Genomic DNA, 22,092 nt, shown 5'->3' on the forward strand with positions numbered 1-22,092 from the left:
ACTGTTCAGGTTGAACGAGCGAAGCGGGAAGGGACCAGGCCATGCCACGATCTCCCGAAGGGCGATCCGGATCCCGTCGGTCTCCTTCCCGCACCCTTCATACACCAAGCCAAACACACAGGATCCCGGCTCGGAGGCCGGGATGACGAAGCGTTTATTTTCGCGGTCATCCTTTTCAGCCGATGCCGCGCGGCATGAGGCTGCCGGCGGAGCCGAGGGTATGCGTCAGTCTCGTCGGGACAAGTCCGAAGGCCACGCATATGCAGTGCTTCGACCCCGCTTTTCAGCCCTCTGTCGGCGGGGAGTGTGGGGCGTTCCTCGCCGAATTCCGCTACCGAGGCGTGTTGCCGCTGTTGGACACCGTCCGCGGACCGAACCACACCACGAGCGGTTCCGCCTCCGGCGACGGCGGCAGCCTCAGCGCGAGATGGCCGGAGGCGGGATCGGCCGAAAGGGTCTGCGCGCCGAGCCGGGCCGCGACGAAGGCGCTGGCGGGGATCTGCGGCAGGGCGAGCGTCGCTTCGACCTCCCCGCCGGGAACGCGGCAGGAAAACGAGCCCGGACCGAAGACGATCTCGGTAAACGCGCCCCGCCGATCGGTCTCGAAGACCGCATCGGCCCCGCGCGTCAGCCTCAGCGTTCCGTCTCTCACGGTGAGGCTGATCCGGCCGAGCGGACTTTCCACCGGGCCGAAAACGACGTCGGACCCGGCGTTGGTCACGCTCCAGCCGTGCCACGGCGAAAAATCCATGACCGCGGCGGTGGCGATCAAAGGCAGCATCGCGCTCCAGCCGTAGAAGCGGTCGGCATCGACCTGGTCGGTCGCAGATCCCGTCTCCGCATCGTAGTTTTCGGCGGCAATGCGCTCGTTGGCCCATGAGGCTTCGAACAGGGCGAGGCTCTTCCGCGCCAGTTCCGCGGCATCGGCGTCGAAGCCGTAGCGGCGCAGACCCTGCCAGACGAACCAGTTGACGTTCGGCCAGATGCGGCCGCGCCAGTAGACGTTGTCGCGATAGGCGGGATCGTCGCGGGCAGCGTTCGGAATGACGAAGCGGCCGCCGAATGTCGCGGGGTCGGCAAGGTGCCGCAGCAGGGACGCTGCCTGATCCGGCGTCGCGGCGCCGCAGGCGAGGGGATAGAAGCTCGTCGGCCCGACGCTTTTCACGAAGCCGCCGCTCCGCTGCCGGTTGGCGAAGAGGCCGCGACTTTCGTCCCACAGCTCCTCGCGAATGCGCCGGCGGGTTTCCTCCGCGAGCCGACCGAATTCCTCCGCCTCGTCGCTGCGACCCATCTCGGCGGCGATCAGGGCGAGCATCTCCGCATCGAGCGCCAGCGAGGCGTTCAGCCCGACGTCGAAGGTCGAAAGCGTCCGGGTCGCCGGATCGTACGCCGCCTCGTCGTGGGTGGCGGAATTGTCCATGCCGGTCTCGTTCCTGGCGCCGAAGGCCGTGCCCTTGTACAGCGCCTCGCCGACGTCCGACGTGCCGCAGGAGACCAGGCCGGCGCCGGTGGGATCGCGATGGGCGCGCCACCAGCGCTGATTGCGGGCGAGCGGCGCGTAGCAGCTTTCGAGCAGCGAGCGCTCGCCGGTGCGCAGGTAGAGCAGCCACAGGACGAAAGCCCCGTTCGGCGTCTGGGTGCGGTCGACCCAGGCGTCGTTGGAGGTGACGATGCAGGCGAAATTACCCTGCGGCGTCGCGCTCACCATCGCCGCCGCGAGATTGACGCGCGCAAGCTCGCGATCGAACAGGCCGGCCATCAGCGCGTGATAGGTCTGGTCGTTGTACCAGACCGCGAATTCGCCGAGGTTCCAGATCCGGCTGACGGCGGTGTAGGGCCTGCGGTTGACCGGGTCCCAGACGGTGTTCCAGGCCATGACGTCGCGCACGGCTTCGAGGGCCCTTACGGGCGCCTCGCGCTCGGCCGGCGGCCGTGCCGCCTCATCCAGACAGGCAGCGGCCAGCGCCTCCCGGGCCTTGGCGACGGCGAGGTCCGCGCGGTCGGCGACGGCCGCGGCGAAGCGCCCGTTGCGCATCATTTCGAGGTTGAAGCGCAGGCCGATCGTCGGCCCGGCGGTGCCGCGGCTGGCCAAGTGGAAATAGCCGTTCGCCTCGAAGTCGGCGGCGAGCGCCGCAACGTCCTGGTGCGTGGTCACCTGGACCGGCTCCTCCTCCGCCACGAGGGCGACGAAGCGTTGGCCGATCTTGACCAGCGCGGCGCGCTCGTCCGGCTGGTAGGTGACCGTTTCGCCGCCGTCCGCCGAAAGGCAGATCGTCACCCAGAAGCGCAGGCCCCATTCGCCGAGTTCCAGACCCTCCCATCGGCCGGCGACGGCAAAGGGATCGCCGGACTTTTCGTAGGACAGTGAAAGGCGCGTGCCGGCGTGTGTCGTCTCGATCCCGATAAGACTGCCGTCGATCGCGTGGCGGCCGAGCCGGGAGTCGCGCGCGCCGATCGTCGTCGCCTTGCGGGCGCTGGTCGAATAGATCACCGGCGTGATGCGGACGCCGAGCGGCAGGAACACCATCTCCGCCGGCCGATCCGACCAGGTGTTCCAGGCGCGGTCGGCGGGAATGGTCGGATCGATCAGCGGACGTCTCATGCCTCGTCCTTTCGCGGCCAGGACCGGACGATCTCCGAGCTCGTCGCGAGCTCGATCTGCTCGGGCAGGCGCGTTGCAAGATGCGCCAGCGTCCGGTCGTGCGAAGCTTCGGCGGCGCTCGCCAGCGCGTCGGTGGCAACGACGACCCGAAAGCCGCGCTCGATCGCATCGATCACCGAGGCGAGGACGCAGACGTCGGTCTCGACGCCGGAAAACACCAGCGTGTCGGCGCCGACGGCCCGCAGGCGCCCGTCCGTTTCCGTCGGAGTGAAGATCGAATAGGTGGTCTTGTCGATGATGCGCCCGGCCGCGGCGAGGCGCGCGAGCGGCGCGACGAGGTCGAGAAGCGCCTCGTCCATCCGCTCGCCCGTCAGCTCCGGCCAGCGTTCGTAGTAGTGCTGCCAGCGCCCCGGCGCATCGGCCGCCCGTGCCGGCACGAGGAAGCGGGCGAAGAAGGTCCGTTCGGGCCGGTGCTCGACCAGCCGGAGGATCGCCGGCAGGATGGCATCGAGGCCCGGCGTGTGCCACGCCGTTTCCTCGGCGAAGACCCGCTGCATGTCGACGACGACATGGACGGCGGAGGCGGGCAGGGGCTCTGCGAGCGGCATGACCGGCTCAGCCTTCGACCGACACGCTGTGGCGCGCCGCCCAGGAAAGGACGACGGCGCTCCCCTCGGCCAGCGGCGAGCCGTCGCTGTTCTGGGCGAAGACCTTCAGGGAAAGGTCGCCTGATCGCAGCATGTAGGTCAACGCCGTGCCGGTATAGATCACGGATGCGACCGTCGCCGGCAGGCTGTTTTCCAGAGCCCCGCTTCCGGCGGCATCGGCCGGGCGGATCGCGATCTTTTCCGGCCGGACCGCGAGCGTCACGGTCGCGCCGTCCGGCGGCAGGCGATCCTCGGTCGCGATGGCCGCGCCGGCGATCTCGACCCGGCCGGCGCGGACGATGCCGGTCAGGAAATTGGCGTCGCCGAGGAATTCGGCAGCGAATTTTGTGCGCGGCCGCTCGTAGACCTCCGCCGGGCGGCCCATCTGGACGATCCGGCCGCGATCGAGGATGGCGACCTTGTCGGATAGGGTCAGCGCCTCCTCCTGATCGTGGGTGACGAAGATGGTCGTCAGCCCGCTTTCGCGCTGGATGCGCAAGAGTTCGACTTGCATCTCCTGGCGCAGCCGACGGTCGAGGGCGGAGAGCGGTTCGTCGAGGAGGAGCACGTCCGGCCTGATGACGATCGCCCGTGCCAGCGCCACCCGCTGCTGCTGGCCGCCGGAAAGCTGCTTTGGATGGCGCGCGCCGAAGCCCGGCAGCCGCACCATTTCGAGCGCCTCTTCCACCTGCGCCCTGGCCGCCTTGCCGCGAATGCCGCGCCGGCCGAGCCCGAAGCCGACATTGGCGGCGACGCTCATATGCGGGAAAAGGGCGTAGGACTGGAACACCATGCCGATGTTGCGCGCATAGACCGGAACGCCGGTGACGTCGGCGCCGGCGATGCGCACGCTGCCCTCGTCGGGCGCGACGAAGCCGGCGACGATCCGCAGGAGCGTCGTCTTGCCCGAGCCGGACGGGCCGAGCAGGCTGGTGAAGGTGCCGCTCTCGAAGCTCTGGGTGATGTCCGTGAGGACCCTGGTGGCGCCATAGCTCTTGGCCACGCCGGTCACGTCAACTCCGCTCACCGATGCCTCCCGGTCTGGCGAAACGCGCGAAGCCGAGGATGACGATCATCGAGGCGACGAGCAGGATGGTGGAAATCGCGTTGATCTCGGGCGTGAAGCCCTTGCGGATCGCCGAATAGATCTCGACCGGCAGGGTCGTCATGCCCGGCACCGAGAGGAAGTAGGAGATGACGAACTGATCGAGCGACACGGCGAAGGCGAAGAGCGCGGCGCCGACGATGCTCGGCATGAGCAGCGGCAGCGTGACCCGGAAGAAGGCGTGGATCGGCGTCGAGCCCAGACTCATCGCCGCCTCTTCGAGATCGGCGCGCAGCGTCTGCAGCCCGGTGCCGACGACGAGCACGACATAGGGGATGGCGAGCGCGACGTGGCCGATGAGCATCGCGTGGAGCCCGCGGCCGATGCCGGTCCAGAAGAAGAAGACGAGCATCGCCGTGCCGGTGATCAGCCAGGGAATGGCGATCGGCGGCAGGAGCAGGATGCGCAGGATTGCCCGGCCCCGGAAGGTCCGCCGCCAAAGGGCGAGCGCCGCGAGCGTGCCGAGCGCGGTGGCGATCACCGCCGTCAGCACCGCCAGCCAGATGCTGTTCCAGCCGGCTTCGATCAACCGGCCGTTGCCGGCGAGTTCTTCATACCAATGGGTGCTGAAGTCGAAGGGCAGCGCATAGAGCGGCGAGGCGTTGAAGCCCATCGCCGCCATCACGACGATCGGCAAATAGAGGAAGACGAGCACGAGGCCGAGAAAGATGCGGGCAAGACTTGTCACGTCTTCGCCCCTTACGTCGCCGCCGAGCGGCGCAGCACGCCGGAGAAGGTCGCGAAGACCGCGAGCACGACGGCCAGCATGGTGAAGGCGAGGGCGGAGCCGAGCGGCCAGTTGAACGCCTGGGTGAACTGGTCCTCGATCACCGTGCCCATGGTGACGCCGACCCGGCCGCCGAGGATGCGCGGCTCCATGAAGGCGCCGATCACCGGCACGAAGATCAGGATGGCGCCGGTGACGAGACCGGGCGCGGCCAGCGGCACGAGGATCTTGAAGAGCACCGTCCACCATCTGGCGCCGAGGCTCTGCGCCGCCTCGATCACCGCGTCGTCGATCGACAGCAGCGCGATGTAGCAGGTGAGGACCATGTAGGGCAGGTAGCCATGCACGAGGCCGAGGACGATGGCGGGCGTCGTGTAGAGGAAACCGAGCGAGGGCGCCGACGGCCAGAACCAGCGGACGAACACGTCGAGAAAGCCGCCTTCGCGGATCACCATGGTCCAGGAGAAGACCCGGACGAGCCCGTTCGTCCAGAACGGCAGGAGGACGAGGATCAGCAGCGTCTCGCGCGTCCGGCCGGCGGTGGCGCGAACCAGGGCGAGAGCCGCAGCAAAGCCGACGACGGCACAGATGCCGGTCGTCCACAGCCCGATCGCCAGGGACGTCCAGGCGACGCCCAGAAGGTATGGCTGGTCGTGGAAGGCGCGATACTGCTCCAGCGTCCAGACGACCGGCTTGTTGCCGAGCGGGGTCGCATGCAGGAAGGAGAAGACGAACATCGCGGTGAGCGGCAGAAGCACCGCAAGGGTCAGCCAGGCGTAGCTCGGCAGCAGCAATGCCGCCGTGGCAAGCCATGGCGGCATGCGGCGGCGGGTGGCCGGAAGCCCGGCCGCGCCGACCTCAGGCGGCATAGAAGGCCTTCACCTCCTGCCACAGATTGTTGAACGCCGTGCGGCGATCGTCCGGCAGCGGCGCCATCAGCGTCATCGTCTCGATGTATTCCGGCTTGTGGATCTCGCGGTTGAGATCGTCCGCCGGCAGTTCTTCCATCGCCTTTTCGTTGGCGGAGGCCGGAGCACCGACCTTCGTCGCCCATTCGACGTAGAATTTCGGGTCGATCATGTAGTTGATGAACTTCTGCGCCGCCTCCGGGTTCTGGCTGGTCGCCGGAATCGAGAGGCTGTCGAGCCAGCCGATGGCGCCTTCCTTCGGCACGACGAAATGAAGCGGCAGCTTGAACTTGCGCTGCGAACGGACCGCTGCGCCGGACCAGTAAACCGAAAGGTCGAACTCGCCGGCGGAGAACGCCTTGTTCCACTGGTCCTCGCTCGACCAGAGCAGCTTGACGTTCGGCTTCATCGCCTTGAGCTGCTCGGCGACCTTGTCGAGATCCTGAGGATCGTTCATGTCCTGGCCAGAGAGGAATGCGCCGATGCCGATCATCGTCACCGCGTCGTCGAACAGGGCGACCTCGTTCCGGTATTCGGGCGCCGCCAGCGCGGCGTAGCTTTCCGGCTCGTCCATGCCGTCGCGGATCGCCAGGGCATTCATGCCCCACACCCAGGAGACGCCGTAGAGCGTCCCGTCGGTCTTCAGATAGGCGTTGTCGCGCAGCGCCGGGGCGAGACCCTCGGCATTCGGGAAGTTCGACAGATCGAGCGGGGTGAGAAGGTCTTCGCCGGCCGCCTGCTGCGAGCGGGCGCTGTTGATCAGCACGACGTCGTAGACGCCCGGATTGGTGCGCAGCTTCGTCAGCATCTCGGCTTCGGAGTTGAAGTAGTCGTGGACCACCTCGATGCCGGTGTCCGCCGTGAAGGCTTCGAGCGCCCAGCTCTCGTCCGTGCCGTAGCCCTGCCAGTTGAGGACGGTGATACGATCGGCTGCTCGGGCAGGGCCGACCAGAAGTTTCGAGCCCGAGAGGGTGGCAAGTCCGCCGCCCATCAGGGCCAGCGTCCGACGTCGCGTCAACTTCAGCATGACTGTACTCCCCCGATCGGTGTCTGCGTTTTATTAGCGTACAAACGAATAAAGCATCATACCAAGGGACGGTCAATCGGGCGGAAATTGCAATTCCATCGCACTTCGCGGTGGGCGCAGACGCCCCGTCAGCGGCTCTCCATCGCGACGAGCCGCGGCGGCGCGAGGAGACCGGAGTGGGTGGGCGGATCGGCTGCGAAGGGCGTCCCCGCATAATAGCGGTTGGCGCCGGTGTTGCGGATGTGGAGATCGACGAGGATCTCGCCCGTCCGATCGAGCGCGAAGCGCTTTTCGCCGTAAAGCCGGCGGCCGATGCTGCACCCGTCGATGCGGCATTCGACCGTCTCGCCGACGCGGTCGAGGACGAGATCCCACCGCTGGTCGGGCTTCAGGCGCGGGAGGGTGAGGCGGCGGCGATAGATGCCGGTGCCGGAATGCTCCGGCCAGCCCTGACGCTCCCACCCCGCCGTGACCGAGATCGGCACGAAGCCCTCGTCCTCTCCGACGGCGCGAAACTCCCAATCGTCCGCCAAGACGACGGGTGGCATCGCCGCCGGTACCCATGCCCTCGGTCGATCGCCCGGACCGGCGCCGCGGGGGTCGGCGCCTGGCCGGATCTCCAGGCAGATGACACCTTGCGCCGACAGTTCGATCCGCCCGTCGGGCGCAAGCGGGAAGGCACGGACCGCGCCGCTTTGAGGATCCCAGCGTTCGGCCAGCATGGCGTCGTTGCCGAGGTCGAGATGGAGCATTCGGGGCTCTGCGGTCTCGTTGAAGGCGGCGAGGCGCCAGCTCGTTCCGTGTCGCGCGGCAAAGGTCCAGGACGGCGCGCCTTCGAGACGGAGGCTCGGGCGAGGGCGATCGAGCGACCGGACGAAGCCCTCGATGGTGGCCTGGCTCGCCGCCGGAAGATGCAGGACCGTTGTCTTTGCCAGTGCCTCGGGCAGACGACCGGAGGCGACGAGGCTGCCGCCCTGGCAGGCGAAACTGCGGAGGCGGCTGGACGTCCCGGCCGCCGAAAGGACATGCGCGTCCGGCAGGATGAGGGTCCCGTAGCGCCCGCCCGTCGTGACGAGCTCGTCGCCCTGCAGGGCGCTGCGTGCGACGTCGCGTTCGTCGAGGACGTCGTAGCCGATCCCGGCCTCGGCCAGCGCCCGCGCCCACCAGCCGAAATGGTCTGCGCAGGGCGGGGTGCCGCCATCCTGCCAGAGGGCGGCCAGCGGATAGAGGAGGCCGACCGGCCGAAACGGTTCTCCCGCCTCGACAAACGCCGAAAGCCGGGCGATCTCGTCGAACACCTCCGGCAGATCCTCCCACCAGGGCTGGAAATTGACGCCGGGCGGAAAGTCGAAGCGCAGGTTCGCCGGCCCGTCGTCGCGCCAGGGGTGGCCGTCGTCGAGATAGACGGCGTGGAACAGGAACTGCCGGGCGCCGAGCAGCGTGTGGCGGATGGCCTGGGCTCTCAGCCGCTCGATCGTCAGGTCCCATTGCCCGGCAAGCCCGGGCCTGCCCATCTCCCGTCCGGTCGAGTACTGTTCGACGATGCAGCGGCTGCGGCCGTTCGAGCGTGCCACGGAGTCGCCGAGCTTGGCGGCGAGCTGCGAGCCGTAGTCGGCGGCGTCGACCGCCGTCACCGTGCGGAACGCGTCGAGCCCGAAATGGTCGACGCCCGGCATGCCGCGCGGATCGAGCGGCCCGAGCCCGCCTCGAAGCCCCCACTGGCCGACATGGGAGAGAAGCTCGTGTCCGGTGAAGCCGAAGCCCCGCCGATCGCACCAGCGCCGCAGCGTTCCGAAAAAGGCCTCGTGCATCCGGCGGGCATGTTCCGCGAAGACGGCGAGGCGGCGCCGGGCCGTCTCGGGACCGACGCATCCGACGATGGCCAGGAGGTCTTCGGGCGCGACCGCACGACCGAAATCGTCGCTCCACGAGAGGCTGTGGCCGAGATCGCCGCAGTGTTCGCGCCAGCGGTAGAAGCCGGCATAGGGATGATCGAAGAAGAAGGCCCGTGCGACACCCGGGCCCGCCGCCTCGGCGGCTTCGGCGAGCGGCGCGTAGACCGTCTCGGCGAACCGCTCCGCGGCCTCGGGGAGCAGGTAGTTGATCATCCGCGAAGAGGCGCAGCGGGCCGCGACGAAGACCCAGGCCGTGCGGCCGGCGAGGTCGCCGGCATCGACCGCGATCCGGCAGCCGGACGGATCGGCCGCGACGATCTCGGCCTCGACCGGGATGGCTGTCGAACCATTGCCGTGTGCGAGCGCGGCGACGACGGTCCAGTCGTCCCAGCACGCCTCGCCGCCCTCGTAGATCCATTCGCGGGCGGCTTCGCCGAGAAAGTCCAGAAAGTCCGAGCGGATGCCGGAGACGGTCAGTTCCAGCCGCCCGTTCGCGCCGGCGCTTGCGGCGTCGGCCCGCGTCCAGAACAGGTGGCGTTCGCGAAGGTCGTCGGCGCCCGCGACCGTGCGGCCGCCGCCGTGGCCGGACATCCAGGCATATTCGTCGTAGATCACCGCTTCGAGGCCGATCCTGGCGGCTTCGACGAAGGCGATCCGGCACGCATCGAGAAAGGGCGGCGAGAGATAGTCGCGAAGCGGCAGCGACAGCCGCGCCTGGATCATGAAGGTTCCGATCCCGGCCTGCTTCATGGCCGCGAGGCCGCGACGGATTTCGTGCTCGCCGGGAATCCGGTTCCAGAACCAGAAGACGGCGGGCCGGAACTCCGGCGGCGGGCTGTCGAAACGCGAAAACGGGCTCGTCACCGGGCCGACTGCCTCCAAAGACCTGCTTCGTCATCGACCCCGTCGAACGGCGCGTCGGCGGCCTCGCCATCCTCTTCTCCCATAGCCTACGCGATCGCTCGAAGACGAAAAAGTGCGAAAGCCGCCGTTCGGCCGCCATTGCGGGACAGGGACGTGGATCTCGGACCCGGCTCGCTCGGCCGTGCCGGTGAACTAGATTCAATCGGGAAAGACGATGGCGCGCTCGCGCCGTCCACTGGGAGAGCCGGCATGGGCATGGAAATGCGGAGCGACGCCGATGAGCGGTGAAAACGAGACGAACGGCGCGGAACGCCTGTGCGATTCCCTGATCGCGCAGGGGGTCGATACCTGTTTCGCCAATCCCGGCACCTCCGAGATGCATTTCGTCGGGGCGTTGGACCGGCGGCCCGAGATGCGCTGCGTCCTCGGCCTGTTCGAGGGGGTCGTGACGGGTGCGGCCGACGGCTATGCGCGGATGGCGGACAAGCCGGCGGCGACCCTCCTGCACACCGGACCCGGACTCGCCAACGGCCTCGCCAATCTGCACAACGCCAAGCGCGCCCGAACGCCGCTGATCAACGTGGTCGGCGATCATGCGACCTATCACCTGAAATACGAGGCACCGCTCGCCAGCGACATCGACAGCCTCGCCCGGCCGATGTCGAACTGGCTGGGCCGGGCGAGCCATCCCGACAAGGTCGCGGCGCAGGCCGCGGAGGCCTGGCAGGCGGCGGTCTCGACGCCGGGCGTCGCGACGCTCGTCCTGCCGGCCGACATCGCCTGGGGGCGCGCCGAGCCGGGGCCGATCGTGCCCTTGGAGCGGATCGCGCCGAAGCGCCCCGACGAGGGCAGGGTCCGGGCCGTCGCGCGGGAGATGGAAAAGCCGGGGCGGACGGTGCTGCTGATCGGGGGCAGGGCCGTCCGGGAAGGCCCGCTCGCGCTGATCGCCGCCATCGCAGAGAAGACCGGGGCCGACTTCGTCGCGGAAACCTTCAACGCGCGGATCGAGCGTGGCGCGGGGCGGGTGCCGGTCGCCAAGCTTCCCTATCCGGTTGACGACGCGGTCGCCCATCTCGCCGGGGCCGAACGGCTCGTTCTGATCGATGCGCGGCCGCCGGTCGGCTTCTTCGCCTATCCGGACAAGCCGAGCCTCCTTCACGATCCGGCCGCGAGCCTGCACGGTCTCGTCGAAGCCGACGAGGACCTCGGCGAGGCTCTCGCGCTGCTCGCGGAGTTCCTCGGCGTCGAAGCCCGGCGCGCCGACGCCGGTGCGGCCCCTGCCGTTGCGCGTCCCGAAGCTGCGGACTTGCCGCGAGGTCCGCTCGACGCTCAGGCGACCTGCGCCATCGTCGCCGCGCTGCTGCCGGAAAACGCCATCGTCTGCGACGAATCCGTCAGCGCGGGCGGCACCTTCTTCCCGGCGAGCCACGTCTCGCCCCGGCACGACTATCTGCAGATCACCGGCGGCTCGATCGGCATCGGCCTGCCGCTCGGCGCCGGAGCCGCCGTCGCCTGCCCGGACCGGCGGGTCGTCTGCCTGCAGGCCGACGGCAGCGCCATGTATACGATTCAGGCGCTGTGGACGCAGGCGCGCGAGCGGCTCGACGTGACGACGGTGATCCTGTCGAACCGGCGATACGCCATCCTCGAACACGAAATGCGCAATGTCGGCATCCGGGATTATGGCGAGAACGCCCGCCGCATGCTGCGCTTCGACGATCCGGCGCTCGACTGGCTGGCTCTCGCCCGCGGCCATGGCGTCGAGGCGGCACGGGCGGAAACCGGCGCGGCTCTCGCCGATCTTCTGCGGACGGCCAATTCCCGAAAGGGGCCGTTCCTCATCGAAGCCGTCATCTGAGGAGCAACGGGCGGAGCGAGGGCTACTCGGCCAGTTCGAAGACGTGATGGTGGATCCAGCCGTCGAACATCTTCATCAGCTCGCCCGTCTCCGCCCGGCTTTCGAAGCGGACCGGCGCATTCAGCGCTTCGGTGAGCGCTGCAGCATCGTCGAAGGTCATCGCAAGGACGAGCGGATAGGAGGGGGCCCCTTCGTCGCGCTCCAGCGCGAACATCACCTCGACCCTGCGAACGCCGACGAACCTTCGCCACATCGGCATCAGCCGCTCGCTGACGAAGCGGCGGAACTCCGCCTCGCGGCCGGCATGGATGGTCCCGTCGAACAGAGCCTGGCGGACGATCATCGTGCGTTTCCTTCGAGCTGGATCACCGAGGTCGGCGGCGTTGCGCCGTCGAAGAAAGCCGCGAGATTGGCGAGCACCAGTTCGCCCATCGCTCGCCGCGTCTCGATCGTCGCGCTGCCTTGATGCGGCATCAGAAGCACGTTTTCGAGCGTCATGAATTCGTTGCGGATTTTTGGCTCGCCGACGAAGACGTCGAGGCCGGCGCCGGCAATCGTTCCGTCCCTCAGCGCCGCGATCAGCGCATCCTCGTCGACGACGCTGCCGCGGGCGACGTTGACGAGGACGCCGTCTTTTCCAAGCGCAGCCAGCACCTCGTGCGACACCATGTTCTCGGTCGCCGCCGTGCCGGCGAGGCAGACGGCGAGGACGTCGCATTCAGAGGCCAGCGCCGTCGGGGTGTCGCACCGCCGATAGGCCGCCGGAGCCTCGACGGGCGAGCGGTTCCAGTAGGCGATCGTCATGCCGAAGGCCTCGGCTCTTCTGGCGAGTGCGCGCCCGATCTGGCCGAGCCCCAAAATACCGAGGCGCCTGCCGCGAAGGCTGGAGCCGAGCGGCAGCGTGCCGCCTTGCGACCAGTGCAAGCTGCGCACCAGCCGGTCGCCTTCGCCGAGCCGGCGAAGGATGCCGAGAACCAGCGCCATGGCGAGATCGGCCACGTCGTCGGTGAGAACGCCGGGGGTGGTCGAGACGTGGATGGCGCGCCGGCGGGCGAGGTCGAGATCGACCTTGTCGGTGCCGACCCCGTTCACGGCGACGAGCCCGAGCTCCGGGAGCCTGTCGAACCACTCGCGGGCAAGGCCGGTGCCGCCGCCGGTGACGACGGCGCGGATCCGGCCCTCCGCCGCCTTGGCGGCTTCGGCCCCGCCCGGCTCGAACAGCCGGACGACCGCATAGGCGGCATCGAGCCGCTCCTCGATCTCGGCGAGCATCGGCTCGACGAGCAGGATGTCGTGTTTCACGTCTTGCCTCATGAAAGCGGGGGCGGCCTCAATGGCCGGTGATCTGGCCGAGGAAGGTCCGCGTCCGCTCGTGCTGCGGGTTGGAGAAGAACGCGTTCGGCTCGGCGATTTCGACGATCTCGCCGCGGTCCATGAAGATGACGCGGTCGGCGACCTGCCGGGCGAAGCCCATCTCGTGGGTGACGACCATCATCGTCATGCCTTCGCGGGCGAGATCGATCATCGTGTCGAGCACCTCCGACACCATCTCCGGATCGAGCGCCGAGGTCGGCTCGTCGAAGAGCATGATCTTCGGGTTCATGCAAAGAGCCCGCGCGATCGCGACGCGCTGCTGCTGGCCGCCGGAAAGCTGCGCCGGATATTTCTCGGCCTGTTCGGGAATGCGCACCCGCTCGAGGAACTTGCGGGCGGTCTTCTCGGCTTCGCTCCGATCGACCCCGCGCACCTTCATCGGCGCGAGGGTACAGTTCTGCAGCACCGTCATGTGCGGAAAGAGGTTGAACTGCTGGAAAACCATGCCGACGTCGCGGCGAACCTGCTCGACGTTCTTCGGCCCGGCGGTGAGCTCGATGCCGTCGACGACGATCCGGCCTTTCTGCACGGCCTCGAGCTGGTTGACGCAGCGGATCAGCGTCGACTTTCCCGAGCCGGACGGGCCGCACACGACGATCTTCTCGCCGCGCGCGACCGTCAGGTCGATGTGTTTCAGGGCGTGGAAGGTGCCGTAGTATTTCTCGACACCCTCCATTTCGACGGCGGGCGTGCCTGCGGCTGCGCCGGAGCGCCCGTCGGGCGAAGTGTTGCTCATCGCTGACATCCCGCTTTCTCTGGCCCGAAAGCTCAGTTCTTGGTGTTGGCGATGAACTCCGGCAGCGGCGCGTCGAGCCACTTCTGGTGCAGTTCGTTCAACGCGCCGTCCTGCTTCGCCTTGGTGAGGAAGTCGTTGACCGCCGCCATCAGGTCGGTCGAGCCCGGGCGCGTCGCGATGCCCTGCTTCTGCTGGCTGAGCGAGAACTTGGTGTCGTAGGTGTCCGGCCGCACGGCCTCGACCTGCGCGACGACGGTGTTCGACGCGCCGATCAGCGGCACCTGGCCGGAAAGCAGCGCCTGGACGGCGGAAGCGTCGTCGTCGAAGCGCTGGATGTTGGTGCCCTCGGGCGCGATCTTGGTGATCGCCGTATCCTGGGTCGAGGCGCGGGCGACGCCGACGCTCTTGCCGGCGAGCGCCGCGGCGTCGGGGACGTCCATGTCGTTCTCGCCGAACAGGAAGATTTCGATGCCGGCATAGGGCTGCGAGAAATCGACCTGCTTGGCGCGCTCCTCGGTGATGCCGAGCGAGGCGACGAGGACGTCGACCTGGCCGGACAGGAGGTAGGGAATGCGGTTCGGGCCGGTGACCGGGACGAGCTTCAGTTCGACGCCGAGGTCCTTGGCAAGCAGCTTGGCGACGTCGGCGTCGTAGCCGTCGGGCTGGCCCGAGGTGTCGAGAATGCCGAAGGGCGGGAAGTCGACGAGCATGCCGACATTGATGGTGCCGCGCGATTTGACGGCTTCCAGCGTCTGCGCCCCGGCGGAGGCCGCACCGAAGCCGGCGAACAGCGCCGCCGCGGTCGCGAGCGCCGCGGCTTTCCTGAAGATGTTCATGTTCGTTCTCCCTGTTGTGGTTCGGCCACCCGTTCAGCGCTGGGTGGCCACTGCGAAACGTCGTTCCATCCAGCGGGCCAGGAGCGACAGCGGCCAGCAGATGACGAAGTAGAGGATTGCCACCAGGCCGAAGACCTTGAAGGGAACGAAGGTGGCGTTGTTGATGATCTGCCCGGCCCGCGTCAGTTCGACGAAGCCGATGATCGAGGCGAGCGAGGTGCCCTTGATCAGCTGCACCAGGAAGCCGACCGTCGGTGCGACGGCGATCTTAGCCGCCTGCGGCAACACCACCGATTTCATCCTGTCGACATAGCCGAGGCCGAGCGCCCACGACGCTTCCGACTGGCCGCTCGGCACCGCCTGGATGCAGCCGCGCCAGATCTCGCCGAGAAAAGCGCTGGCGTGCAGCGTCAGGGCGAGCGAGGCGGCAAGCCACGGATTGATGCCGGCGCCGAAGATGTTGAGGCCGAAATAGACGAGGAAGAGCTGCATCAGCAGGGGCGTGCCCTGGAACAGCCGGACATAGCCGAGAGCCAGGTAGCGGGGCAGTCTGGCCTGCGAGACCCTGAGGAGAGCGATGATCAGCCCGCCGACGGCGCCGCCGGCAAAGGCGATCGCCGAGAGCGCCAGCGTCCACTGGATGGCGAAGACGATGAACAGGGCTTCGTCGAGACCGAAGGGACGGATCATCTTGTCGCTCCTAGCGGCTCAGCGGATAGTTGAAGGCCAGGCGCTCGATGACCGAAAACAGCCCGGACAGGCCCACCGCCAGGACGAGATAGATGCCGGTGATGACGAGATAGACCTCGAAGGAGGCGAAGGTCTGCGATTGGATGTCGTTGCCGGCGGCGGCGAGATCCGTCGCCGAGATCACCGAGACGACGCTCGAGGTCAGCATCAGATAGATGAACTGGCTCGTCAGCGCCGGATAGACCGTGCGCAGCGCCGGCTTGACGACGATGTAGCGGAAGATCTGGACGCGCTTCAGTCCGAGCGCGGTGCCGGCCTCGACCTGACCCTTCTGGATCGACTCGATGCCGGCCCGGATGATCTCCGTCGCATAGGCGCCGACATTCACGGTCAGCGCGACGAGCGCGGCGGTGTTCGGCGAAAAGCGGATGCCGAGCGCCGGCAGGCCGAAGAAGATGAAGAAGATCTGGATCAGGAAGGGCGTGTTGCGGATGATCTCGATATAGGCGTCGACCAGCCATCGCACCGGGGCGGGGCCACCGGTCTTGCCGGCGGCGCAGGCGATCGCCACGACCGTCCCGAGCAGCATCGCGCCGAATGACAGCTCGATCGTCACCAGCATGCCGGCGAGGAGATGGTCGAAGTTCGCGAAGACCGGCGCGAAGTTCAGCTGATAGTTCAAGTCTCGAAACCTCCCATGCCGCATCGCCTCCCGGCTTGCGGCGCTTTCGAGCGACTTGGCGTCGTTTAGATCGATCTAAGGGAGGCCAAGTCCATGGTCAAGGGCGGCCGGAGCGGGCCCTGTGGATTCCCGTTCGACGTATCGCGTCGGAACGATCCTGCGTTCGATCGCCGCCGCCGGCGCGTGGATCCGGCGCAGCAGCAGCCGCGCGGCGTTTTCTCCCACCTCGAAGGGCCGGGTCGCCACCGAGGTGAGGCCGGGCAGGACGAGGGCGGCTTCCGCAACGTCGTCGAAGCCGACGAGGGAGACGTCGCGGCCGAGCCGCAGGCCGAGATCGAGAAGGCCCCGGTGCAGACCGAGTGCGACGACGTCGTTGAAGCACAGGAGGGCGCTCGGCCGCTTCTGTCTGTCGAGGATGGTGGACGCCGCGGCCCGCGCGGCCGTATGTGTCAGCCGGAGTTCGACGACGCCGCCGGCGTCGAAGCCGTGCGCTTCCATTGCGGCGCAAAAGCCTGCCAGCCGGTCGAAGCGCGCCGAATGCCGGCGATTGCCGCTGACGAACAGGATGTCCCGGTGGCCGAGGGCGATCAGCCGTTCGGTGGCGTCGCGCATGCCTTCGCGGTAGTCGATGCCGGCGTAGTCGCTCGTCGTTTCCGGCACGTAGCGCAGCGCCTGGACGAGCGGCAACTCCCACTTCGCCGCATCCTCGACGAGCCGTCGGTCGCTGCCCTCGCAGGGACAGACGATGACGCCGTCCGCCGCATGTTCGCGCATGCGCTTGAGGAAGCCGGCCTGCTTGGCGATGTCCTCGTTGGAGTTGGCGAGGATCACGGCGAGGTCCTCCGTCTCGAAGACCGCTTCCATGCCGGCGATCAGAACGGCGAAGAACGGATTGGTGAGGTTCGGCACGACGACGCCGACGGTGCGGCTGCGCGAGGCGCGCAACCGTGCCGCGCCGGCGTTGTAGACATAGCCGAGCTCGGCCATGGCCGCTTCGACGCGCTGGCGCGTCGTCTGCGAGACCAACGGGCTCTTGCGCACGACCAGCGACGCCGTCGCGCGCGACACGCCGGCATGTTCGGCGACGTCCATCAGGGTCGGGCGCCGCCCGCGGCCGGGTCGCTGATCGTCCGCCATCCGTCGAGGTCCTCCGCGAAATTGGATCGATCCAATCCTAGGCGTCGAAGGCGGCTCGCGAAAGTCCGTCGTCGTGGTCGCGCGTCACGGCGCCGAGATCGCCCGTCGGAAGGCGGCGAAACTGCCGCTCGTCGCCTATCGGGGCGACGTTCAAACGGAGAAGCTCTCCGGCGCTCCCGGATACGCTGGAGACCCGGCGATCTGGATGGGTTCGAGCCCGGTGATCTTCATGGCTGGCGGTCCGCATGAGTCGCTGGTTCGAATGGCGCCGGCATCGATGAGACGCGTCGCGTCGGGGCCGAATGACGTCGACGAAGCCAAATTGATATATTAGTATATTAATACGGCTTGGCTTCTCGGCTCAGATGTCTATGACAAACACCATGCTCGCCACCGGGCCTCGTGCCGCTTGCCGGCACCCGGCGCCTCGCGGCCGTGCAATGGAGAGGAGAATCCCCGAATGCTTTACGATGTTCGCACCTATGCCTGCCGGCCGGGCGCCTTGAAGAAACACATGGCGCTCTACGAAGAGCACGGCTATGCGGTGCAGAGCCGCCATCTCGGCGAGCCGCTCGCCTATCTGGTGACGGAAACGGGGCCGTTGAATTCCTACACCCACATCTGGGTCTACGAAAACGCGGCCGACCGTGAGGAGAAGCGCGCGGCGCTCGCCGCCGATCCGGAATGGCAGGCCTATCTCGCGAAGAGCGGCGAGGCCGCCTATCTGGTCAGCCAGGAAAACAAGCTGATGACGCCGGCCCGCTTCGCGCCGATCAAGCGCTGATCGATGCGACCTGCTCCTTGCGGTCACGTCGCGAGGAGCAGGGCCAGGACCGGGATGGTGACGAGAGAGGCGAGGGTCGCGGCGAGAACCAGCGTCGCGATCCGGTTGACCGCCGTGTCGTAGGCCGCCGCCATCATCACCGAATTGATGCCGGGCGGCAGGGCCGCGCAGATCACCAGCGGCGCGACCACCGTTTGTGGCAGCCCGGCCAGCCATGCGAAGACGAACACGGTCAGCGGCAGCACGGCCATCTTGCCGAAGACGCCGACGACGCTGCTCGCCGCGCCGCTGCGGATCTCCTGGCCATGCAGCCCGGCTCCGATGACGATCAGCGCCACTGCCGGCATCGCCGTCTTCAGCATCTCGGCCGATTGCGACAGCCAGCCGGGAAGGTCGATGCCGGCGGCGCTGATCGCCAGGCTGACGACGATCGCAACGATGATCGGATTGCGGAACTGGCTGCGAAGCGTCGTCGAAAGCACCGACCGGCCGGCGGTCCCGCTCGCGCGGCTGCCCTCCATCAGGACGACCATCGGGGTCATCAGCGTGAAGGCGTGAATGCTGATGATCGCCGTCAGCGTCACCAGCCCTTCGTCGCCATAGAGGATGCCGACCACCGGAATGCCGACGATGCCAATGTTGGAATAGACCGCGCCGAAGGCGATGACGATCCGTTCGCTCCGGACCATGCCGCGCATCGTCAGGAGTACGGCGTAGATCGAAAGAGCCGTGGTCAGCACGGCGCCGAAATAGACCGCCCAGATGCGCAGATTGAGGATCTCGCCGACATGGATCGCGGTGACTGTCGAAAACAGCGTCGCCGGGATCAGCACCCAGTAGGTCAGCTTCGTCAGCCCGCCGAGGCTTTCCTTCGTCAGGATGTTCCTCCGCGCCAGGACGTAGCCGATCGCGATCAGAAGGAAGACGGGAAGGAGACGGTCGGCAAGCGACAACAGCATCGGGCGGACCGGGACGAATTGCTCGTTCCTCGCCGCATCGGCCGTGCGGCGGCGGGGAACGGAACTTGCGGAGTGCGTTCCGCCGGCCGCGAGGCCTGAAGCTTGACGAGCCGGCGAACGGAGAACGAGAGACCCTGCATTGCCCCGCGACCGGTTAAGTCGTGGTTACCGGCGTCTTCGGCGGCCTGATCACCATGAAGTAGAAGAACAGGGCGGTGAGGGCAAGGAAGAACAGGCTGTCCGGGCTCGTCAGGAAGGTCGAGGGATCGCCCTTGTTCAGCTGCAGCGATCGCCGCAGATACTGTTCGAGGTCCGGTCCGAGGATGAAGCCGAGCAGCAGCGTCACCGTCGGGTAGTTCGCCGTCCTGAGGAAGAAGGCGGCGATCCCGAAGACCAGCGCCAGCATCATCTGGAAGCTCGAATAGGTGGCGACGTAGCTGCCGACGAGCGCGACGACGGCGATCGAGGAATAGAGCAGCGCCTTGCGGATCGAGACGATCCTGACGAAGTACGGCCCGAGCAGGAACAGCGTCAGCGGAATGAGGATCAGCGCGCTGATGAACAGCGAGGCGAACATCGGCGCGATCAGGTCGATCTGATTGTCGAGCAGCCTCGGGCCCGGCTGCAGGCCGTTGATGATCAGGACACCGAGGACGACGGCCGTCGTCGGATCGCCGGGAATGCCGAACATCAGCATCGGCACGAAGGCGCCGCCGCACATCGAGTTGTTCGCCGTCTCGGCCGCCGCGATGCCCTCGCGGCTGCCCTTGCCGTAGAGTTCCGGCCGCTTGGATCGGCGCATCGCATCGGCATAGGAAACGAACGCCGCCATCGAGCCGCCGGCACCCGGCAGGACGCCGATGAAGAAACCGATGATGGTGCTCTTCAGATAGGTCCACACCCCGATCTCGCGGATCTCCGACATGAGCGGAATGAAGTCCCACCGCTTGATCGCGAAGTTCGCCACCTGATCCCCGTCGACCGTGCGCGCGTGGACGACGTCGCGCGCCTGGATCAGAAGTTCGCTGACCGCGAAGGTGCCGATGACCACCGCCATGAGGTTGATCCCCTCGACGAGCGCGGAGGTGCCGAAGGTGAAGCGCGCCACCGGCTGCATCACGTCGATGCCGATCGTCGCCACCATCACGCCGAGACCGGTCGTCACGACGCTCTTGGCGATGGCGCCGCGCTGGGAGATGCCGATCACCACGAGCGCAAAGAGGATCAGCGAGAACTTGCCCGGCGTCTGGATCAGGAGCGCGAGCTTGGCCGCGATCGGCGTGAACAGGATGAGGAAGACGGCGCCGATGCTGCCGCCGATCATCGATCCGAGCGCGGCATGGCCGAGGGCGTTTGCGCCGAAGCCCTGCTTCATCAGCGGGAAGCCCTCGACGCCGGTCATCATCGAGGAGGGCGCCCCGGGAATGTTGATCGTCGTCGCGGTGATGCTGCCGGCATACATGCCGGACATGAAGATGCTGGCGCACATGACCAGCGCCGTGACCACGTCGAGGCTGTAGGTGATCGGCAGGAGGAGGGCGATGGCGAGAACTGCCGTCAGCCCCGGCACGGCACCGAAGAAGGTGCCGATCAGAAAGCCGAGGACCATGTAGAACAGGACCGTCGGATCGAGCAGCGCCGAAAAGCCGCCGAGGATGTGGAGCGAGAATTCCATCAGAACCACTCCGTCAGCGTCGGCAGCCTGACATCGAACAGGGTGTGAAACAGGATGTAGAAGACGGCGGTGATGATGATCGCATAGATCGCCCGCCAGACGACGTTCTGGTCGAACTTGAAGACGAAGAGCAGCGCGAAGACGTAGAGAAGCGTCGAGACGACGTAGCCGAGCGTCTCGAAGACGGCGATGTAGACGAGCGTCGCGATGACGACCGCGATCGCCGGCAGGAAGTTGCGAATCTCGGGCCTGGCTCGCTCCGGCCGCGGCTCGCCGCTTCTCAGGATGTCGAAGACCAGGAAGCCGAGCCCGGCATACATGACGATCGAAACGACGATCGGCAGGAAGCGCGGCCCGACGAAGCCCTCGTCATACTGCGGATGGATCTGGAAGGCCTCGTAGAGATAGATCGTGGTGACCACGAACAGAGCGGCGGGAAGGACGAGGCGGCCGTCGCCGAGAAGTCTGGATCGCATGTGAATGTCTCGAAGCGCGAGAAAGTGGCGGCGGCCGATGCCGCCGCCGGTGGTCGTCACTGGCTGATCGCGCCGCTTTCCTTCAGACTGTCGAACTGGGCGAAGATCCGGTCCTGCTCGTCCTTGACGAAGGCGGTCGCCTCCTGCGGGCCGAGCCAGGCGGGGGTCACGCCGACCTTGGAAACCCAGCTCTGGAATTCTTCGCCGTTGAGGGCGTTCTCGTAGGCCGTCGCCAGCTTCTCGACGACGTCCTCCGGCGTCTTCTTCGGGGCCGCGACGATGATGAAGCTGCCCGACTGGACGTCGAGCCCGGCCGACTTGGCGTCCGGAACGTCCTTGTAGGTCGGATTGGGCGTGTCGGAGAACTCGACGAGGCCGCGGGCGTCGCCCTCTTCGATGAGGTTCGAGAAGTCGCCGAGGCTGGTGACGGCGATGCCGACCTCGCCGGACAGCATCGCTTCCTTCTGCGGGCTCGCACCGCCCGGATAGGCGATGAGATCGAGGTCGGTGCCGGTCAGCTTCTCGAACTTCAGCATGGCGAGATGGGTGCGCGACCCGGTGTTCTGGACCGCGACCTTGATTTCGCCGGGCTCCTTCTTGGCGGCGGCGATCAGCTCGTCGACGCTCTTGTAGGGCGAATCCTTGGAGACGATGATCGCGTCCGGCTCGAGCGTCAGGCGGCCGATCATCTGCAGCTTGTCGAGATCGTAGCTCGGCAGGAGCTTCTGATAGGGAACGGTGATGACGCTGTCATAGGTCAGGACGCCGATTGTATAGCCGTCGGGTCGCGCCGACATGACGTTCATGATGCCGTTGGCGCTCATGCCGCCGTCGACGTTCTCGACATAGATCGTCTGGCCGAGCTCCTTCTCGGCGATGGCGCTGACCTTGCGGCTGATGCCATCGGTGCCGCCGCCGGCCGCCCAGGGCACGACGAGGCGGATGTCCTTGGTCGGGTAATCCTGCGCCGACGCCGGCGCGGCGAACCAAATCGCGGCCGCGGCGGCCGCGGCGAAGAGCGTGGTGGTTTTCAAGAGTGTCATGCACTTTCCTCCCTTGTCGATGGACTTGCGGATTTCTCCAGGCTTCGTCCCGCCTGCGATCGGAACG

General features: G+C 67.3%; 20 protein-coding genes. 2 read left to right on the forward strand and 18 right to left on the reverse strand.

The features are described from left to right. Positions 1 to 331 precede the first annotated feature (331 nt). The 7 genes from LZD57_RS18510 to LZD57_RS18540 all read right to left on the reverse strand — a co-directional run bounded on the left by LZD57_RS18510 (position 332) and on the right by LZD57_RS18540 (position 9,775). Positions 332 to 2,602 (reverse strand): MGH1-like glycoside hydrolase domain-containing protein, encoded by a 2,271-nt coding sequence (locus tag LZD57_RS18510; RefSeq protein WP_233721013.1) that lies wholly within the window; start codon positions 2,600 to 2,602, stop codon positions 332 to 334. Continuing rightward, positions 2,599 to 3,210 carry a cysteine hydrolase family protein gene (locus tag LZD57_RS18515; protein WP_233721014.1) on the reverse strand — a complete coding sequence of 204 codons (612 nt, stop codon included), beginning with the start codon at positions 3,208 to 3,210 and terminating at the stop codon, positions 2,599 to 2,601. Before LZD57_RS18515 ends, LZD57_RS18510 begins: the two co-directional genes overlap by 4 nt. Before the next feature lie 7 nt (positions 3,211 to 3,217). Next, positions 3,218 to 4,276 (reverse strand): ABC transporter ATP-binding protein, encoded by a 1,059-nt coding sequence (locus LZD57_RS18520; RefSeq protein ID WP_233721016.1) that lies wholly within the window; start codon positions 4,274 to 4,276, stop codon positions 3,218 to 3,220. After that, the gene (locus tag LZD57_RS18525; protein ID WP_233721018.1) at positions 4,263 to 5,042 is read right to left on the reverse strand and encodes an ABC transporter permease; all 780 of its coding nucleotides are present in this window, start codon (positions 5,040 to 5,042) and stop codon (positions 4,263 to 4,265) included. Before LZD57_RS18525 ends, LZD57_RS18520 begins: the two co-directional genes overlap by 14 nt. An 11-nt stretch (positions 5,043 to 5,053) precedes the next feature. Beyond that, positions 5,054 to 5,950, reverse strand: coding sequence for an ABC transporter permease (locus tag LZD57_RS18530; protein WP_233721020.1), 897 nt, complete (start codon positions 5,948 to 5,950; stop codon positions 5,054 to 5,056). After that, the gene (locus tag LZD57_RS18535) at positions 5,940 to 7,016 is read right to left on the reverse strand and encodes an ABC transporter substrate-binding protein (protein WP_233721022.1); all 1,077 of its coding nucleotides are present in this window, start codon (positions 7,014 to 7,016) and stop codon (positions 5,940 to 5,942) included. The genes LZD57_RS18530 and LZD57_RS18535 overlap by 11 nt, the downstream gene beginning before the upstream one ends. A gap of 128 nt (positions 7,017 to 7,144) precedes the next feature. Then, entirely contained in the window at positions 7,145 to 9,775 is a 2,631-nt protein-coding gene (locus LZD57_RS18540; RefSeq protein ID WP_233721023.1) for a carbohydrate-binding protein, read from the reverse strand. A 277-nt stretch (positions 9,776 to 10,052) separates the two neighbouring features. Here LZD57_RS18540 and LZD57_RS18545 point away from each other — a divergent pair, with 277 nt between their 5' ends. Further along, positions 10,053 to 11,633: an acetolactate synthase large subunit gene (locus tag LZD57_RS18545; RefSeq protein ID WP_233721025.1), complete on the forward strand. Its 1,581-nt coding sequence runs from the start codon at positions 10,053 to 10,055 to the stop codon at positions 11,631 to 11,633. Positions 11,634 to 11,655: 22 nt separating this feature from the next. Here LZD57_RS18545 and LZD57_RS18550 read toward each other — a convergent pair whose 3' ends face one another. The 7 genes from LZD57_RS18550 to LZD57_RS18580 all read right to left on the reverse strand — a co-directional run bounded on the left by LZD57_RS18550 (position 11,656) and on the right by LZD57_RS18580 (position 17,088). Beyond that, positions 11,656 to 11,976, reverse strand: coding sequence for an EthD domain-containing protein (locus LZD57_RS18550; protein ID WP_233721027.1), 321 nt, complete (start codon positions 11,974 to 11,976; stop codon positions 11,656 to 11,658). After that, on the reverse strand, positions 11,973 to 12,947 hold the full coding sequence (locus LZD57_RS18555) for a 2-hydroxyacid dehydrogenase (RefSeq protein WP_255700043.1): 975 nt from the start codon (positions 12,945 to 12,947) through the stop codon (positions 11,973 to 11,975). Before LZD57_RS18555 ends, LZD57_RS18550 begins: the two co-directional genes overlap by 4 nt. A 16-nt stretch (positions 12,948 to 12,963) precedes the next feature. Beyond that, positions 12,964 to 13,743, reverse strand: coding sequence for an amino acid ABC transporter ATP-binding protein (locus tag LZD57_RS18560; RefSeq protein ID WP_275949688.1), 780 nt, complete (start codon positions 13,741 to 13,743; stop codon positions 12,964 to 12,966). A 32-nt stretch (positions 13,744 to 13,775) separates the two neighbouring features. After that, positions 13,776 to 14,579 (reverse strand): transporter substrate-binding domain-containing protein, encoded by an 804-nt coding sequence (locus tag LZD57_RS18565; RefSeq protein ID WP_233721029.1) that lies wholly within the window; start codon positions 14,577 to 14,579, stop codon positions 13,776 to 13,778. A gap of 33 nt (positions 14,580 to 14,612) precedes the next feature. Beyond that, positions 14,613 to 15,269 carry an amino acid ABC transporter permease gene (locus tag LZD57_RS18570; RefSeq protein ID WP_233721031.1) on the reverse strand — a complete coding sequence of 219 codons (657 nt, stop codon included), beginning with the start codon at positions 15,267 to 15,269 and terminating at the stop codon, positions 14,613 to 14,615. 10 nt (positions 15,270 to 15,279) lie between these two features. Further along, positions 15,280 to 15,951, reverse strand: a complete 672-nt coding sequence (locus LZD57_RS18575; protein WP_255700044.1) for an amino acid ABC transporter permease — start codon at positions 15,949 to 15,951, stop codon at positions 15,280 to 15,282. A 75-nt stretch (positions 15,952 to 16,026) separates the two neighbouring features. Beyond that, a complete protein-coding gene (locus LZD57_RS18580; protein ID WP_233721033.1) occupies positions 16,027 to 17,088 on the reverse strand; it encodes a LacI family DNA-binding transcriptional regulator in 1,062 nt (353 codons plus the stop codon). A 460-nt stretch (positions 17,089 to 17,548) separates the two neighbouring features. On the opposite strand from LZD57_RS18580, the gene LZD57_RS18585 reads away from it, so the two are divergent. Continuing rightward, the gene (locus LZD57_RS18585; protein WP_233721035.1) at positions 17,549 to 17,872 is read left to right on the forward strand and encodes an NIPSNAP family protein; all 324 of its coding nucleotides are present in this window, start codon (positions 17,549 to 17,551) and stop codon (positions 17,870 to 17,872) included. Positions 17,873 to 17,895: 23 nt separating this feature from the next. Here the strand turns inward: LZD57_RS18585 and LZD57_RS18590 are convergent, their stop codons facing one another. From LZD57_RS18590 to LZD57_RS18605, 4 genes are all read right to left on the reverse strand, one after another. Beyond that, positions 17,896 to 18,831 (reverse strand): AEC family transporter, encoded by a 936-nt coding sequence (locus LZD57_RS18590; RefSeq protein ID WP_233721036.1) that lies wholly within the window; start codon positions 18,829 to 18,831, stop codon positions 17,896 to 17,898. A 154-nt stretch (positions 18,832 to 18,985) separates the two neighbouring features. Beyond that, a complete protein-coding gene (locus LZD57_RS18595) occupies positions 18,986 to 20,506 on the reverse strand; it encodes a tripartite tricarboxylate transporter permease (protein ID WP_233721038.1) in 1,521 nt (506 codons plus the stop codon). Beyond that, the gene (locus LZD57_RS18600; RefSeq protein WP_233721040.1) at positions 20,506 to 20,982 is read right to left on the reverse strand and encodes a tripartite tricarboxylate transporter TctB family protein; all 477 of its coding nucleotides are present in this window, start codon (positions 20,980 to 20,982) and stop codon (positions 20,506 to 20,508) included. The genes LZD57_RS18595 and LZD57_RS18600 overlap by 1 nt, the downstream gene beginning before the upstream one ends. A 56-nt stretch (positions 20,983 to 21,038) precedes the next feature. Continuing rightward, entirely contained in the window at positions 21,039 to 22,025 is a 987-nt protein-coding gene (locus LZD57_RS18605) for a Bug family tripartite tricarboxylate transporter substrate binding protein (RefSeq protein WP_233721041.1), read from the reverse strand. Positions 22,026 to 22,092: the final 67 nt, after the last annotated feature.

The organism is Jiella avicenniae, from assembly GCF_021390325.1.
Taxonomy (GTDB): domain Bacteria; phylum Pseudomonadota; class Alphaproteobacteria; order Rhizobiales; family Rhizobiaceae; genus Jiella; species Jiella avicenniae.

Coding starts and splice junctions, on each gene's coding strand:
- LZD57_RS18510 (WP_233721013.1), bottom strand. CDS start 2,602: ATGAGACGTCCGCTGATCGATCCGACCATTCCCGCCGACCGCGCCTGG.
- LZD57_RS18515 (WP_233721014.1), bottom strand. CDS start 3,210: ATGCCGCTCGCAGAGCCCCTGCCCGCCTCCGCCGTCCATGTCGTCGTC.
- LZD57_RS18530 (WP_233721020.1), bottom strand. CDS start 5,950: ATGCCGCCTGAGGTCGGCGCGGCCGGGCTTCCGGCCACCCGCCGCCGC.
- LZD57_RS18535 (WP_233721022.1), bottom strand. CDS start 7,016: ATGCTGAAGTTGACGCGACGTCGGACGCTGGCCCTGATGGGCGGCGGA.
- LZD57_RS18545 (WP_233721025.1), top strand. CDS start 10,053: ATGAGCGGTGAAAACGAGACGAACGGCGCGGAACGCCTGTGCGATTCC.
- LZD57_RS18550 (WP_233721027.1), bottom strand. CDS start 11,976: ATGATCGTCCGCCAGGCTCTGTTCGACGGGACCATCCATGCCGGCCGC.
- LZD57_RS18555 (WP_255700043.1), bottom strand. CDS start 12,947: ATGAGGCAAGACGTGAAACACGACATCCTGCTCGTCGAGCCGATGCTC.
- LZD57_RS18560 (WP_275949688.1), bottom strand. CDS start 13,743: ATGAGCAACACTTCGCCCGACGGGCGCTCCGGCGCAGCCGCAGGCACG.
- LZD57_RS18565 (WP_233721029.1), bottom strand. CDS start 14,579: ATGAACATCTTCAGGAAAGCCGCGGCGCTCGCGACCGCGGCGGCGCTG.
- LZD57_RS18570 (WP_233721031.1), bottom strand. CDS start 15,269: ATGATCCGTCCCTTCGGTCTCGACGAAGCCCTGTTCATCGTCTTCGCC.
- LZD57_RS18580 (WP_233721033.1), bottom strand. CDS start 17,088: ATGGCGGACGATCAGCGACCCGGCCGCGGGCGGCGCCCGACCCTGATG.
- LZD57_RS18585 (WP_233721035.1), top strand. CDS start 17,549: ATGCTTTACGATGTTCGCACCTATGCCTGCCGGCCGGGCGCCTTGAAG.
- LZD57_RS18590 (WP_233721036.1), bottom strand. CDS start 18,831: ATGCTGTTGTCGCTTGCCGACCGTCTCCTTCCCGTCTTCCTTCTGATC.
- LZD57_RS18595 (WP_233721038.1), bottom strand. CDS start 20,506: ATGGAATTCTCGCTCCACATCCTCGGCGGCTTTTCGGCGCTGCTCGAT.
- LZD57_RS18600 (WP_233721040.1), bottom strand. CDS start 20,982: ATGCGATCCAGACTTCTCGGCGACGGCCGCCTCGTCCTTCCCGCCGCT.
- LZD57_RS18605 (WP_233721041.1), bottom strand. CDS start 22,025: ATGACACTCTTGAAAACCACCACGCTCTTCGCCGCGGCCGCCGCGGCC.